Below are 15929 nucleotides of genomic sequence, written 5' to 3' on the forward strand. Positions count from 1 at the left end.
ATTAAAGGTAAACTTAGCCACCATATAGGTGATAAAAAAGCGACTAAAGTCTAATTTATAAGATGCGTATTTTAACCCAGTTAATAAATTTAGTTTAGTGTTTAGTTGCTTATATATACAAAAACAATAACTTTTACTGCTAAAGTGTGAAGCTATTTATTTGTGTTACACTTACAGGCAGTGGCAAGCAGGCGCTACGGGTTTAAAAGTTTAGATGTGAGGAGTCATGATGCAAAAAAGTGTGATGTCACAATTACAAACGGGTAGGGCATATGCAAAAAAATGGCCTATGCGTAAAGAGTTAGCACCGTTGTTTAACGAATTTAAAGTAATTAAGGCAACCGAGCTGGCAATTACTGTAATGCCAATATTAGCCATGCTTACGTTATTTTTTCAGCTTAACTATTTAGGCCCCGATTTTTTACCCCAAGCGATTGCCAGTGCATTGTTTTTTTTGTCGTTGCCGTTGCAAGGTTTGTTTTGGTTAGGTAAGCGAGCCGAAACACCATTAGAACCGAGCATGCAAAAATGGTACAACGAGTTATATACCAAAATGGTGGCAAATGGCTACCAAGCCCAAATAAGCGAAAACAAGCCCCGTTATATGGAGCTTGCACACTTATTAAAAGACATGTTTGATAAAATGGATAAAGCGTTTACTAAAGAACAATTTTAGAGCGCGTTTATCTATAAGTGTATGAGCAGAGCGCACGCTTTGCTCCATTTATTTATAACACTCCCCCTAGCATATGAGTTAACTCAATATAGCCGGGCAGTAACTTCCTCACAAACACTCGTTATTAAAATATCAATCGGCTTTACTAAACTCGGTAATGTAAAACGATAGGGTGACGCTTTGGGCGCCTTTTTCTTCAAGAGTTTGCCAATGTTCAGGTCTAAATTTCCACGCAAATGGTGTCATCATTATTAAATTTTTAATATCTGAAAAATTAAGCGTAACCTGCTCTGTAATGAGCTTTTGATCTGCTTTTATAAAGCCGCTTGGCGTGTCAATTTCAGTGTGTTTTGCTACATCTGCATAAATATATTCTTTAAGCTCTTTTAAATGCCACGGCCCTGGGCTTGCAACTACTAATGTGGCATTTGGCGCTGCTAAACGCGCCAGCTCTTGCTCAAACAAAGGCGCAAAAACACTAAGTAATACGTCAGCAGAGCCTGACTTAAAAGGCGCCTGGCTAATTGATGCAACGCTAAAATGACATTGTGGGTATCGCTTTGCTGCATATTTTACGGCTGATTTAGAAATATCGACGCCGTATACCTGCGCCTCTATTTTATCGGCAATGGCATGAGTATAAAATCCTTCGCCGCAGCCTAAATCTATTAGCACGTTTGGTTTACGCTCACTAATTATATTACTTAATGCGTGCTGTAAAAATGCGTAAAAGCCTTGCTCTAAAAAAGCACGCCTTGCTTGTACCATTTCGAGCGAATCACCCGGTTGCTTTGAGTTTTTGTGTTGCACCGGTAGTAAATTTACATAGCCTTCTTTGGCAAAGTCGAAGGTGTGATTATTGTCACATCGAAGTGATGAATTATGTTTTAAAAGTGCGTGGTTACATAAAGGGCATTGGTATTGCAGACTCATGAGTCTAGGTAGTCCTTATCATAAAAAGTTTTGACCCAGTGTGGCCGGTAAGTGATCAAAAGCGTAATGGCCATACCGTTAAGCATTGCCTCAGGAAACCAAATGATAGCACTTAGGTATACGTAATTATCTGCCAATTCTTGCCAATTATATTGCCCTATAAGCAAATAAAACAAAGCCCCTAAGCTTATTTTTAGACATGCAATAAAGCCTGCCAATATAAAAGAGCACACAAAAATATAAACAAAAAAGTGACGCGGTAAATACTGATAACTCATTATAAAGCCAAGGTAGCTTAATAATGTAGGAATAAATGCACCAAACAGTATTTGCATGGGCAAAAGATTAAGATCAATGTTTGCAAAAGCCGCCAATAGGGCACTAGCCAGCAGGCTACTTAAAATAGCAAGGCGCCACCCTAAAATTAGCGTTGCGGCAGTTACACCTAAAATGTGTAAATCAAGACCGCTTAAAATACCCGCTTTAATTTGCCATAACATGGCAAACACTAACGCACACGCAAGTACCCCTATTTGCCGTGCAGGCGTTTTATAAAGTGCTTTATAGGTATTTTTTTCTACGCTTATAAAGGTAATAATTAAAACAAGGGCCCAAAGTAGCCCTTGCATTTTAAGCGTTAACATAGCAATTATTTAAAGGTTGACCAAATTGGCGCATGGTCAGAGGGCTTTTCTATGCCGCGTAATTCGTAATCTATGCCGGTATCAATACATCGCTCGGCAAGGGCATGGGTAGCAAGTACAACATCAATGCGTAGGCCACGATTATCTACAAACCCTTTAGAGCGATAATCAAACCACGAGTATTTGTCGCTTGTATCAGGGTTGTGCTCTCTAAAGGTATCTTTAAAGCCCCAATTTAATAATTTAGCAAGCCATTCGCGCTCCTCTGGTTGAAACGAGCACTTACCTGTTTTAAGCCAGCGTTTAGCGTTTACTTCACCAATACCAATATCTAAATCGGTAGGCGAAATATTGATATCGCCCATAACGATAACATCTTCATCGGGCGTGTGGTTTGTTTCTAAATGGGTCATTAAATCTTTGTAAAACTGGCGCTTATAAGGGAATTTTGTTTCGTGATTTATATTATCGCCTTGTGGGAAATAACCATTCATTACCGTTAGGTCGCGGCCATTTTCTTGCTCAACTGTCACACTTATCATGCGTTTTTGTGCTTCTTCAGTGTCGCTGGCAAAACCTTTTAAGACCGATTTAGGCTCATTTTTGCATAACATTGCCACACCGTAGTGCGCTTTTTGACCATGAAAATAAACGTGGTAACCCATTTTTTGTACGTCCTCGAGAGGGAACGCCTCATCATGAACTTTAATTTCTTGCAAACCAATAATGTCTGGCTGGTGTTTATCTATAATTGCTTGTAACTGGTGTAAGCGAGCTCGCAGACCATTGATATTGAAAGAAATAACCTTCATAAAATTTACCTTTAATTAGACTCTGTTTTTATAACTAAATTGTATCAGTAAATAAGCCTACATAACATGATCGAAATGAGAAAATAGCTGCGCAAATGTTGATCAATTGGTGCGTAAAGTTTAAACATTGTAAATGCTTTATTAATTATTTAAATAAATAAAAAATTCAATTGATCTCGTAATTATTGAATATATAATGCGCAAAAATTACTTGTTTAGTCGTTCAAATAGGATCTCTCTCATGAAAACACAATTACTTTTAGCTACTGCTTTATTAGCCTCTGCGTCTGTATCAGCAAAAAGCAACACTTACTTTAGCCAAGATAATAAACTTGAATCTAAATTATGTGTATTAAGTGCAAATGAAGGCTTTAGCGCAGCGCGTAAAGAAGCAGCACAACACGGTGTATACTTATCGCGTTTTTCTAAAAGTGTTTTATGTAATGGTCAAGATATTCGCGACATTGCTAAAAAAGTAACGTCTAACCAAGCTGCTGAATCAAAAGTTGAAGTGTTTGCAAAAGATGCACACCAAGAAACACAGTTATGTATCACAGCGTTAAAGCAAGGCCTTGCGCCTGTTCGCCAAAAAATTGGTAACTTAAACTCGTTAAAGTGTAACGGACAAAACGTAACTGAATTTGTAAAGCGTTACCAAAACGCAGCAATCTAATTGCGCGGTAATATGTAGATTAAAATAATGCCCAGTTTGTACTGGGTATTTTTTTGCAAAAATTACAAGGTATTCAGCAATCATTGCAAAGCTAAGTAATTGATTAATGTATATAAAATAAGCTAAATACACGTAACTTATTGATTGTTGGCGGCTTGTGCACTTTGGCATTGGACTTGTATTAGTTAAAGTGACATTTACTAACTACAAGGATACGTCTTATGAAAAAGTTAACACTCGCAACAACTATTTTAGCTTCGTTAAGTTTAGCCGCATGTGCCTCAAACCAAGGCCTTGAAAAAATCGATAGCGATTTTGCAAGTTTAGATAACGACAGTGATGGTTATATTTCAAAAGTAGAAGCAGATGACAATAGCATCTGGGGCCACTTTTCAAATATTGATACCAATATGGATAACGAGATCAGTCGTAAAGAATTTAACACTTACATGCAATTAAATACCGGTAAGGTAGCTACTGATAGCGAAGTAAGTGAGTCGGCATTTAAAGCTAAAATAGCTAAATTTGATAAAATCGAAAATGATTTTAGAAGTTTAGATAACGACAGAAATGGTTACATCTCAGTAGAAGAAGCTGACGATGATGATATTTCAAACCATTTTGGTTACATGGATGGCAACAATGATAAGCGCATCAGTAAAGGTGAGTTTAAAGGCTACATTAGCAAATACGGTAAAGCCGTTGCTGAAGATGATGCGCTAAAGCATTATAAAAACAGCTAATATTAGCTAAATACGCTACACATAAGAGCCAGCATTAATTGCTGGCTTTTTTGTGCATTTAATTTGTTTTAAAAGCAGATATATTTTCCCCCTTTTGCGATGTTCTGTCATAATAGATGGCTACGTATTTTAAAGGGCAAAGCAAATTATTATGGCGGGTCGTCGAATTAGTGATGAACAATTAATTGAGATCATTGAAGCGGCTATATTTGTCGCAGACAAACCTGTTAGCAAACGCCACTTAAAAGATACTGTACTTGCTGATTTAGCTATTTCTATGTCACGAATTAACACTGCAATAGACGCTATACACACCCACTATCAAACACGTGGCATTAAGCTAGTTGAAGTAGGCAGTGGCTATCGCTTTCAAGCGTGTAGTAGTTTAAGCCCTTGGCTTAGTAATTTATGGCAAGAACGGGCACCTAAGTACTCTCGCGCACTACTAGAAACATTGTCGTTAATTGCCTACAGGCAACCAATAACGCGTGGTGAAATAGAGCAAGTACGAGGTGTAACAACCGGATCAGCAATTATTAAAACCCTCCTTGAGCGAGAGTGGGTTAAAGTAGTAGGGCATAAAGAAGTACCTGGTAAACCAGCGCTTTATGCAACAACAAAATTATTTTTAGATTATTTTTCGTTAACCGGTCTAGATGAACTCCCTGCATTGCCAGCGCAACAGGAAAGTAAAATAAACCAGTTATTAAGTGATCCTTCTGTGAGAGAACCATCCGAATGAGTATTCAAGGTGAAAAGTTACAAAAAGTCCTAGCCCGTGCAGGGGTAGGCTCACGACGTGAAATGGAAAAATACATTGATGCAAACCGCGTTAGTGTTAATGGTAAAGTGGCTAAATTAGGTGACCGTGTTGAGGAAACAGACTTAATACGTGTTGATGGCCACAGCGTAAAAATTGAAGAAAAAGCCGACCGTATTTGTCGTGTAATTATGTACAACAAGCCAGAAGGGGAGTTAAGTACACGTAAAGACCCTGAAGGACGTCGTACCGTTTTTGACCGTTTACCACGCATAGACGGTGAGCGTTGGATTGCTGTTGGTCGACTAGATATTAACACGGCAGGTTTAATGTTATTTACCAACGATGGTGAGTTAGCGAACCGCTTAATGCACCCAAGTTATGAAGTTGAGCGTGAATATTCAGCCCGTGTATTTGGTGAAGTGACCAATGAAACCATTAAAAACCTAACGCGTGGCGTAGAGCTTGAAGATGGGCCGGCTAAGTTTTTAACGGTTAAATCTTTGGGTGGTGAAGGGATTAACCGTTGGTACAATGTAACGCTAAACGAAGGACGTAACCGCGAAGTTCGCCGCTTATGGCAATCGCAGGATGTAGAAGTATCGCGACTTATTCGTATTCGTTACGGAAAATTAGAGCTAGATAAGCGCCTTCCTCAAGGTGGCTGGGCTGAACTTGATTTAGAAACCGTCAACTATTTACGTAAAACCGTTAAATTAGGCCGCGAAACACAAACTAAACTGTCGGTTATGCCTGAAAAACGCAAAGACAAGCGTGCTAAAATTAACCAAATTCGTAAAGCGGTTAAAAAGCATAACCAGCGTGTTAAACAAACTAAGCGTAAGTAATACCAATCCGTAGTAATACTTAATCATTTTGCGGGGCTAAACGTGTCGCTACCGAGGTAAAAAAATGCTCATTTAGCACAGCTAAATAGCGAATTTTTTGCCAAGCGAACAACACGTTTTTCTAGCCTTAAAATAGATAATTTAATTAAGCTAATTGGTATAATTACCAAAAATTACCGACAAAAAAGCCGCAATGTATGCGGCTTTTTTTATAATTAAAAATGTAGTTTACTTTTTTTGTTGCGCATCGAGAGATTCACCGTTTACATCGCTCGAGTCATCACTCATTAAATATAAATACGTTGGCATTAAATCTTCTGGGGTAGCAAGCTTATCGCGATCCTCCCCTGGGTAGGCTGATGCGCGCATAGAGGTACGCGTTGCGCCAGGGTTTATACAATTTACACGGATATTGGTTTTACCTACTTCGCAGGCCCATGTTTGCATCATGCCTTCAACTGCAAATTTAGATATTGCATAAGGCCCCCAAAATTCGCGCCCTTTACGGCCAACGCTTGATGAAGTGAAAACAATAGAGGCATTCTCTGATTTACGCAGCACAGGGAATAGCGCTTTGGTGATCATTGCTTGCGCAGTAACATTCACTTTCATGATGTTTTCAAACGTAGAAGAGCAAAAGTGCTCAAGTGGCCCTAGCGACCCTAAAATACCGGCATTATTTAATAAGCCGTCTAATCGGCCAAATTGACTTTCGATTGTAGCTGCTAAATCACGGTAGTTTTGTTTTGTCGCGCCTTTTAAGTCCATTGGCACAATAGCAGGCTGAGGGTAACCAGCATTGACAATCTCATCGTAAACGCATTCGAGCTTATTTGTTGTTTTACCAAGTAAAATAACTGTTGCGCCATGCTTTGCGTAGGTAATTGCTGCTACGCGGCCAATACCATCGCCGGCACCTGTAATTAAAATTACTTTATTTTGAAGTGCATTTGGAGTTGCTTGATAAGTTTGCATATAAATACCAATTTATAAAATTTTTTTGATTTTAACATAGCAAATCGTCAAGTAATCGAATTTATTGAAAATTTAGGTGGCGGAATTATAAACTTTACGTTAAGTTTAACTGGTCTAATGTCTCATTAATAAACTGATTACATTGTTTTAACTTTACTACACTGATTAAACACACTTACTTTGAACGAACACACTATAAAAATAAAGATATGTGCGGAGCCAACAATATGAAAAAAATGCTACTCTCACTCTCGGTTACAGCTGCGTTAGCAGGTTGTGGCGGCGGAGAAACATTAGAAGATGTTAAAAACGATACTGCAACCATAATACCTAATGCCACGGTGACCTTTGACCCTGCGAATGGGGTTTTATCTGTCCCTAACGATTTATTAATGAGCGGCACTCAAGACGGCACAATTAATATTCCAGGTGAATTAGACGATGATAACGTCTCTGTGCCTCGCACTGCTTATGCAGATCCGCAATTAGCGCTAGGTGCGTTAGATGGCTGGTCATCGCAAGTGCCTTACAAAATTGATTTAACTTTCCCTACAGGTGTATCGCTTGATGAAACCTCTGCAGCGTCGCCTGGTACAGTAAGAATTTTTGAAGTGGTTATGGGCGCAAGCTTAACTGATGCAGAATGTGCTGTTGTTACAGCTGGTTCAGCGTGTAAATTGGTAGGTGAATTAACCTACGGCGTAGACTTTATTTCTCAAGCCTCTGGCGATGCAGTTGCTATTATCCCATTAAAACCTTTCACACCAGGAAGTTCATACATAAATGTATTAACCACTGGATTAAAAGACTCTCAAGGGCGTTCTATTCAGCCTTCTTCTACTTACGCTTCTGTAAGTGAAGAAGCGCCATTGATTACTGATGCTCAGCTTGGTCTTCAAGCGGCAGTAAATAGCTATGAGAATGTGGTTGTAAGCTCAGGTGATATTACTAAAGATGATATTATATTTTCTGCTGCTATGACCATTCAATCAGCAGGTCCTGTGCTTGGCACAATTAAAAACTTACTGGCAGCTAGCTTACAAAATGATGCATTACCAACACCAATGGTAAGTGTACCTGAACAAGCAATGGTAAATGTGCAGCAAGTATTTGCAGCTGCGGGTGTTAGCGTATCGGATGCGTTCTCTGGTGTGCAATATTTAAAAGGTAGCGTTATGTTACCTATGTATTTAGGCACCCCAACAGGCACTGAAATAAGTGATTTAAATGATACATATTGGCAAGGTATGTGTGACAACGCGGTAGCTGTTTTAGGTTACAAAGCTGCAGCAGGCGAAGCTTTCCCTGCAGAGCCAATTAGCGATAATGATGGGCTTTGTGCTGCGTTAAGTGACGGACAGTTGCGTGATTTAGGTTTAGACACTACGCGTCATTTAACTAAGTATAACTCTATTCCTAAAGTGCAAAGCATGGCGAATGTGCCAGTGCAAATAACCAAACCTATTTTACCGGTTATTAATTTTATTCGTGATTCACAAGGTCTTGATCCAATTGAAATGCCAGAAACTGGCTGGCCAGTTGTTATTATGCAACACGGTATAACAACAGACAAAGAAAGCATGTTGGCACTCACTGCACAACTTTCAATTCAAGGTTTTGCCACAGCGGCGATTGACCATCCTCGCCATGGTGAGCGTGGTGTAGATGTTGATGCTGATGGGACAGATGACTTTAATGCAACAACAGGTTCAGTACTAAGTTACATGAACTTAAACTCGTTGTTAGTGGCTCGTGATAGCTTGCGTCAATCATCAGCAGATTTATTAGGCTTACGCTTAGGTTTAAACTTTATTAATGATGCGACAATTAACGCACAAGATGTAACCTATGTAGGGCATTCTTTAGGATCTATTGTTGCACCTGCATTTATAGCTCAGGCTAATACTCCGCTTGCAGATACAGTTGACCCATTATTTAAGGTAAACACGGTAGCACTTGCCAGTGGCGGTGGCGGTATAGCAAGCTTTTTACTTGAATCGGCTGCGTTTGGGCCATTTATTCAAGGCTCTGTATTATCGCAAGCTGGTACAGCAGAATCACAAGAGTTTAACGAGTTTTTACAAGCGGATGCTATTTCAAACTGTGGTACATTATTACCAGATATGGAAGCGTTTTTAACTTGTGGCTATCAGGCGTATGTAACCTCACTTACTACGGCAGGGGAAACTACAAAACTTGCCAACATCCAAGCGGTAATGACCGAGTTTGCTTTTGCAGCGCAAACAGCACTTGATAGCGGAGACCCAACAAATTACGCAGCAGCGGTAAATGCTTTAGGTACCCCTGTATACACTAATGTAGTTGTAGGCGATGGCGCAGATAACAAACCAGACCAAGTTATTCCGCCAGCGGCAGCAAATAACCCTATATCGGGCACAATTCCATTAGCAACATTTATGGGGCTTGAAACAGTAAGCACTTCACAAGCACTTAGTGAAACCCCGGCGAGTTATTTGGTGAAATTTACAAAAGGGCACCATGGCTCAATTTTAACGCCAGCACAAGACGATGCCCAAGCGGCAACTGTTGAGGGCAGTGCAGCAGCAAACGCTGAAATGCAGCTCCAAGTAGCTACTTATTTAGCTGCACGCGGGCGTATGTTATTAGTCAGTAACCCAGAGGTTGTGACTGATTAATCAGCAAATACCTTATTAACCTTGAAAAGCCACTGTTTAGTGGCTTTTTTTTGTTATAAAGCATGATAAATTAGCTTAAATTTATAAATGGAGAGACCAGTTGGAATTTTTATACGAATACGGTTTGTTTTTTGCTAAAACGGTTACCTTTGTTATTGCTATTGCAATTATTTTAACCCTCATTGTGGGTTCAGCAGTAAAGCCTAAAGCTAAAAAAGGAGCCATAGAAATAGACGATTTGTCTGAGCAACTAGATGACTTAAAACACAGCTTTTTAGAAAATACTTTAACTAAAAAAGAGTTAAAGGCGCATCATAAAGTGCAAAAAGTCGAGTCTAAAAAAGCGGCAAATGATGAGCCGAAGCCACGCCTATATGTTATAGATTTTATAGGTAGTATGGACGCTCATGAAGTTGAAAGCCTACGCGAAGAAGTGACCGCCATTATTGCCATTGCTAATCCTGAGAAAGATAAAGTATTAGTTCGCTTAGAAAGTGGGGGCGGCGTGGTGCATGGCTATGGTTTAGCTGCATCGCAATTACAGCGTTTTAAAACTGCAGGTATTAAGCTTTCGGTTTCTATTGATAAAGTAGCAGCGAGTGGCGGTTACATGATGGCCTGTGTGGCCGATGAAATATTAGCGGCTCCTTTTGCTATTGTTGGCTCTATTGGTGTAATTGCACAAATACCTAACTTTAATAAAATTTTAAAGAAAAACGATGTAGAGTTTGAGCAAATTACAGCTGGCGAATTTAAGCGTACGTTAACCTTGTTCGGCGAAAACACAGATAAAGCCCGCGAAAAGTTTCGTGATGAAATAGAGCAAACACATGGTTTGTTTAAAGAGTTTGTAAGCAGCCAACGGCCAACACTTAATATTGATAATGTGGCAACGGGTGAGCATTGGTTTGCAACACAAGCAATTGAAAAGGGCTTAGTTGATGTAATTAAAACCAGTGATGATGCGTTATTAGAGCAACAAGCTGAGCGTCAAATATACAAAGTAAAATACAAAATTAAGAAAGGATTAAGTGATAAGTTAGCAATTGGGCTAAGTAGCTCTGTAAATAAAGCAGGCGTTAATTTAATGTCGCGTTTTAAAGCAATGAACCCATAAAACGTTATTAAAGGTAATAAAAAACCCTTGCATAGCAAGGGTTTTTTTATGGGCTTTAATAATTACTCAGTAGATTTGTGGTAATCTTCTAAGTCTTTAGCTGCGTTCGGGTCGTTAAATATTGTTTCATCTAATTGACCTTCTGATTTAGCAACCACACAAGTTACCATACAGTCACCCGTTATATTAACGGCTGTGCGCGTCATATCGAGTAATCTGTCAACACCAATAATAATTGCAATCCCTTCTACTGGTAAACCTACTTGGTTAAGTACCATTGCAAGCATGATTAAACCCACACCAGGCACGCCCGCAGTGCCTACCGAGGCAAGCGTTGCGGTTAGAATAACCATTAAGTAATCAGAAATCGTTAAATCAACAGCAAACACTTGTGCAATAAATACTGTTGCCACGCCTTGCATAATGGCTGTGCCATCCATGTTAATGGTAGCGCCTAGCGGAATAGTAAAAGAGGCAACCGAGTTATTAGCGCCGAGTTTTTTGGTCGCAGTTTCAAGTGTAATAGGCATAGTTGCGCTTGAGCTTGAAGTGCTAAAACCAAATAAACACGCATGTTTCATTTTAGCTAAAAAGGTAAGCGGGTTAAGGCCTGTTAATACTTTTAAAATAATACTGTAATTAATAAATGCGTGAATTAATAACGCCGCCACTACTACAAGGAAGTACTTAGCTAGGCTGAGTATTAATCCCATTTCGATAGTGGTAAAAAGTTTAGCCATTAAAAAGAACACACCGTAAGGTGCTATGTTCATTAGTAGCGTTACTAGTTTTAAAATAACCGTGTTTAAATCTTCAAATACTGCGGCTACACGTTTACCTGCTTTGCCACTTAGCGCCATTGAAACACCAAATAAAAGCGCAAACACAATAACTTGCAGCATGTTCCCTTTAGCCATTGCTTCGAATGGGTTAGTAGGGAACATATCGATAATCACTCGCGCTAAGGTAGGGGCTTCTTTAGCATTAAAGCTTGCATCTGATGGCAGTGCAATGCCTTGACCTGGGTTAAATAATAACGCTAGTGAAATAGCTACGGTAATTGCCACAGCAGTTGTAACTAAATATAAGCCAATTGATTTACCACCTAAACGGCCTAATTTTTTAGGATCGCTTAAGCTACACGTACCACACACAAGCGATACAAATACCAGCGGCACAACCAACATTTTTAAGCTGGCAATAAAAATTTGTCCGCCAACATGGAAAAGGCCATCTACAAAAAAAGCTTTAATTGGCAAAGAGAATAACCCAAGAGGAATTAGATAATCGTCTTCACCAGCTAATATAGCCTGAAATAAAAAGCCTACTGCAATACCCAGTGCCATGCCAATCATGATACGGGTAGTTAAACTCATTGAACGTATTTTAGACATATTCCCTAATCTATTTTTTCAAATTTGCCATAGACTACCAGCAAGGAAATATTTACTACAGAAAAAAATAGCCTTTGCGGAATTATTTACATAAAAAAGTGACAAAAAACTGTGATATTAGACTAAGTTATAGGTTAATATTAGGTAAACAATTATATGAATAATAAATAGCTAACTAGGGAGAGGGCGATGCCTTTATTACGATGGCTAAGTATCTTGTTTATAAGCTCATTGGTAGCCGCTTGTGGCGGCGGTGGGTCGTTAGATAAAGATACATCCACTGGCGGAAGTGACGAAACAGAAGAGCTAAATTATGTAGTGTCTGTTCAAGGCTATAGTCAATCAAGTACAGATGAAGCGAATTCTGTTACAGCTGATGAACCGTTAACTATTTCGGCAATGCTCACTAATAGTGGGGCAGTTGTTGTTGGCGAAGTAGTCAATTTTAGTCTTAATGGTGACATCGGATCGCTAGATCCAGTTTCAGGCACGGTTTTAACCAACACTGATGGAGTTGCATCAATTACTCTGACGGCTGGCGACACTGCGGGGGCTGGTATTATTACCGCCACCTATATTAATGGTGAAGATACTTACAGTGACTCCTTTGGTTTCACATCTGATGGCTCTGAGAGCGATGACTCCAGTGTGAATGGTACTATTGAACTTGATGTTTCAATTTTAGATAGTACTGGTTCACCATTTACAACTGATAACCCCGTTAGCAAAGATAATAAAGGTACAGTTACTGCTACCTTGTTAGAAGAAGATGAACCTTTGCAAGGCCAGCTAATTTCTTTTACAACTAATTACACTGGTAAAATCACACCTGTGTTAGGTACTGCATTAACAGACGCGAGTGGTCAAGCTTCCGTAACGCTCAGTAGCGGTGATTCAAAAGGTGCGGGTCAAGTCGTTGCTATCTATACGGATGAAAGCGGTAATAGCATCACTAAAGTTGCAGGCTTTATTTCAAATGGTGATGATGCACCTGTGGAAAGTGCTGAAGCAGAGCTTGATATCAAGTTATTACAAGGCTGTGCAAGTGATTGGGATGCTAATCGCAACACAACATCCCTCGAAGGCACCTATCTAGCATCTGGTTGTAATGTTGTAAATCAATTCTCTTCTGATGAACTTATTGACGTTATGATTAAAGTCACAGATACAAGTTCTGGTGATGGTATTGATGGCATTATAGCGGAGTTATCTACAGACCTTGGTGCCTTGTTACCAGAATCAGGTAAAGCACTAACAGATAACTTTGGTTTTGCAATTTTAAAATTACAGCCAGGGGCAAACAGTGGTGCTGGAGAAGTATCTGTTACTGCTAAATCAGTTACTGCTTCAAAAGCATTTGAAATCGCTACAGCAGAATTAAGTGTTGAAATTTCAAATGGTTTATATAATAAATTAGATGAAGCTGGCAATGTGATTGATAACGAATTTGTGCCACTAGCAGCTGGAGCTACAACGGTTATTTCAGTAAATATTTATGATACAGATGGAGATTTGTTTGTAACTCCACTAGATGTTGAATTTACATCTGGTTGTGTTGAATCTGATCTTGCGGTAATGGATGATACTGCAACGAGTATTAGTGGTATTGCAACAGCGACATACCGAAGTAATGGCTGTAACACATCACAAGGCGATACGGTTACAGCGACAGTGCTTACTGGTGGTACACCAAAAGTTGTTACAGTTAATGTACCTGTATCGGCTGCCGCAGTAAGCTCGATTGAATTTGTTGAAGCGTCAGAAAATGTACTTGCACTAAAAGGAACTGGTGGAGTTTCTCGTAAAGAAATCAGCCAACTTACATTCAAATTAACAGATGAAATAGGTAATACTGCAAAGCAAAAGCGTTTAGATTTTCGTTTAAGCTCGACTAATGGTGGCATATCACTTTCTGAAGTTACAGATTCGACCGGTTATTCGCATGCTAGTGTTTCAACAGATTCTGAAGGCTTAGCACGTATTCAAGTGAACTCTGGTTTTGTTCCTCAGGCTGTGCGTGTGCAAGCTTGCTACATCCCAGATGAACTTATTCCAGCTGACCAAAACGACAATGTTACATGCTGGAAAGAACTTTATGATGAGTGTCTTCTTGATGACGCAGAGCGTGATGCCAATGTTTCATGCCCAACCGGAAAACTCTCACTAGTTTCATTAGATGAGCAAGTAATAACAGTATCTGATTTAGTTTCGATTAGTTCAGGTTTACCTGATGGCAATAGTTTCACCGCTGCACCAACTAACTTCAATATTGAAGCGTTAAATTATACCGGTGATATTGAAGACGTTAATGTTTATTTAGCTGATCATTTTAACAACCCTGTTCCTGATGGGACTTCGGTATACTTAACAACTGAAGGGGGTGCTATTGGTACCATTGATGGTACAGAATTTAATGCGCAGTTAGAGTGTAATACAGTCGACGGTCAGTGCGTTGCTCAATGGCGTTCACAAAACCCAAAACCATTTACAGATGCAAAATGGGGTAATACAATTAACAGTATTAACCCTAAAACTAATGAAATTAACTGTGATCTTTACTTTGGTTCTGCAGCACCTTGTATGGCCGGTATTTTAAATGCTGCTTTCAATGAAAATGGCGTTCCTCTTGGTGGTCGTGCAACAGTGCTTGTTACCGCTAAAGGTCAAGAATCGTTCATTGACATTAACGGAAATGGGCGTTTTGATACCAACGAATATTATAGTGGTTATGATCTAACTGAGGCATTTATCGATCACAATGAAAATGGTGTTTATGATGGCTTAGCGGGTATTTATGATCCTGTTACAGCGACAGTGATAAAAGCCGCTAATAACTGTCAAGAAGGCGATAGTGATGATCCATGTAGCCCAGAGAACACAAATGCTGGCCATTTTGAAGAAAACTGGGATATTGATCTCAATGGCATGCACACGCTAGCTGATGAAAAATACAATGGTTTAGTATGTAAAGCAGAAGCAACAACACCAACAGAAGGTGACACATTTGAAAGCCTTTGTACTAAAGAACTAGTTGATATTCGTGATTCTTTTGAAATCATTATGTCGGGTAGTACCGCATACAGTAGATTTGTGGTCACAAAAAGTGAGTTACGTAATCGCTTTGCTGAAGCATTAGAAGAAACAGTTATAGATGATCCTACAGTATTTACTGATAATGCTATGCAGCTCGCACAGGATATCGAAGAGTGTAATAATATCTATCGTCAAGCTGACACTCAGTCTGGCGCTATTATCTTGAGCTTAGAAGCAACCGATAACACAGATTACTGCGATGTAGGTTCTATCAACATTACTAGTACTGATTTGGGGAATCAGCTATCAGCATTAACTTTCGCTGTTTACTACTCTGATATATATAATAACCCCATGCCTGCAGGTACCAATGTGGCTATATCTGCTGATAATGGTGAGTACAGCGGTACAGACGGTTTTGATATTCGCAATTCAAGTGCAACTTTTGCATTTGGTGAAGCTCTATCAATTAGCCGTGAAGCAGAAGGAAATGATAAAACGGAAGGATTCTTAACCGTTGAGTTTACGACTGGTAAAGGCAATATTTCAACAGCTCAAATTGCAATAAGTGATGATGGTTAATATGTAGTCAATTGTTTAATTAAAAAAAAGCCAACCTTAAGGTTGGCTTTTTTATTTGTGTTCTATATATTCCACAGCAATT

The 15929-nt window shown here is 39.3% G+C and carries 13 protein-coding genes; 8 read left to right on the forward strand and 5 right to left on the reverse strand.

Going from position 1 to position 15929, the window contains the following annotated elements:
• Nucleotides 1-229: 229 nt before the first annotated feature.
• Complete coding sequence (gene yfbV, locus MTF68_RS00935; RefSeq protein ID WP_024034026.1) at nt 230-676, forward strand: terminus macrodomain insulation protein YfbV; 447 nt, start codon at nt 230-232, stop codon at nt 674-676.
• Nucleotides 677-808: 132 nt separating this feature from the next.
• Here yfbV and MTF68_RS00940 read toward each other — a convergent pair whose 3' ends face one another.
• From MTF68_RS00940 to xthA, 3 genes are read right to left on the reverse strand one after another with little or no spacing between them, the layout of a single operon-like run.
• Nucleotides 809-1609 carry a putative RNA methyltransferase gene (locus MTF68_RS00940; protein WP_248461384.1) on the reverse strand — a complete coding sequence of 267 codons (801 nt, stop codon included), beginning with the start codon at nt 1607-1609 and terminating at the stop codon, nt 809-811.
• The gene (locus tag MTF68_RS00945) at nt 1606-2253 is read right to left on the reverse strand and encodes an energy-coupling factor ABC transporter permease (RefSeq protein WP_024034028.1); all 648 of its coding nucleotides are present in this window, start codon (nt 2251-2253) and stop codon (nt 1606-1608) included. The genes MTF68_RS00940 and MTF68_RS00945 overlap by 4 nt, the downstream gene beginning before the upstream one ends.
• A gap of 5 nt (nt 2254-2258) precedes the next feature.
• Nucleotides 2259-3065, reverse strand: coding sequence for an exodeoxyribonuclease III (gene xthA / locus MTF68_RS00950; protein WP_248461385.1), 807 nt, complete (start codon nt 3063-3065; stop codon nt 2259-2261).
• 241 nt (nt 3066-3306) lie between these two features.
• On the opposite strand from xthA, the gene MTF68_RS00955 reads away from it, so the two are divergent.
• The 4 genes from MTF68_RS00955 (at nt 3307) to rluB (ending at nt 6089) form a co-directional block, all read left to right on the forward strand.
• Nucleotides 3307-3738, forward strand: a complete 432-nt coding sequence (locus MTF68_RS00955) for a hypothetical protein (protein ID WP_004587783.1) — start codon at nt 3307-3309, stop codon at nt 3736-3738.
• Between the two features lie 221 nt (nt 3739-3959).
• Nucleotides 3960-4481 carry an EF-hand domain-containing protein gene (locus MTF68_RS00960; protein WP_248461386.1) on the forward strand — a complete coding sequence of 174 codons (522 nt, stop codon included), beginning with the start codon at nt 3960-3962 and terminating at the stop codon, nt 4479-4481.
• Between the two features lie 151 nt (nt 4482-4632).
• The gene (gene scpB, locus MTF68_RS00965; protein WP_024034031.1) at nt 4633-5223 is read left to right on the forward strand and encodes an SMC-Scp complex subunit ScpB; all 591 of its coding nucleotides are present in this window, start codon (nt 4633-4635) and stop codon (nt 5221-5223) included.
• Nucleotides 5220-6089, forward strand: a complete 870-nt coding sequence (rluB, locus tag MTF68_RS00970; RefSeq protein ID WP_004587786.1) for a 23S rRNA pseudouridine(2605) synthase RluB — start codon at nt 5220-5222, stop codon at nt 6087-6089. Before scpB ends, rluB begins: the two co-directional genes overlap by 4 nt.
• Nucleotides 6090-6317: 228 nt before the next feature.
• On the opposite strand, the gene MTF68_RS00975 is transcribed toward rluB, so the two are convergent.
• A complete protein-coding gene (locus tag MTF68_RS00975) occupies nt 6318-7064 on the reverse strand; it encodes a YciK family oxidoreductase (RefSeq protein WP_004587787.1) in 747 nt (248 codons plus the stop codon).
• Nucleotides 7065-7291: 227 nt separating this feature from the next.
• On the opposite strand from MTF68_RS00975, the gene MTF68_RS00980 reads away from it, so the two are divergent.
• Complete coding sequence (locus tag MTF68_RS00980; protein ID WP_024034033.1) at nt 7292-9721, forward strand: VolA/Pla-1 family phospholipase; 2430 nt, start codon at nt 7292-7294, stop codon at nt 9719-9721.
• Between the two features lie 100 nt (nt 9722-9821).
• The gene (gene sohB, locus MTF68_RS00985) at nt 9822-10838 is read left to right on the forward strand and encodes a protease SohB (protein WP_004587789.1); all 1017 of its coding nucleotides are present in this window, start codon (nt 9822-9824) and stop codon (nt 10836-10838) included.
• Nucleotides 10839-10900: 62 nt separating this feature from the next.
• Here the strand turns inward: sohB and MTF68_RS00990 are convergent, their stop codons facing one another.
• Nucleotides 10901-12232 (reverse strand): dicarboxylate/amino acid:cation symporter, encoded by a 1332-nt coding sequence (locus tag MTF68_RS00990; protein WP_004587790.1) that lies wholly within the window; start codon nt 12230-12232, stop codon nt 10901-10903.
• A 189-nt stretch (nt 12233-12421) separates the two neighbouring features.
• Here MTF68_RS00990 and MTF68_RS00995 point away from each other — a divergent pair, with 189 nt between their 5' ends.
• Nucleotides 12422-15847 carry a hypothetical protein gene (locus MTF68_RS00995; RefSeq protein ID WP_248461387.1) on the forward strand — a complete coding sequence of 1142 codons (3426 nt, stop codon included), beginning with the start codon at nt 12422-12424 and terminating at the stop codon, nt 15845-15847.
• The last annotated feature ends 82 nt before the right edge of the window (nt 15848-15929 follow it).

It is taken from the genome of Pseudoalteromonas sp. 2CM37A (genome assembly GCF_023161885.1).
GTDB lineage: Bacteria > Pseudomonadota > Gammaproteobacteria > Enterobacterales > Alteromonadaceae > Pseudoalteromonas > Pseudoalteromonas atlantica.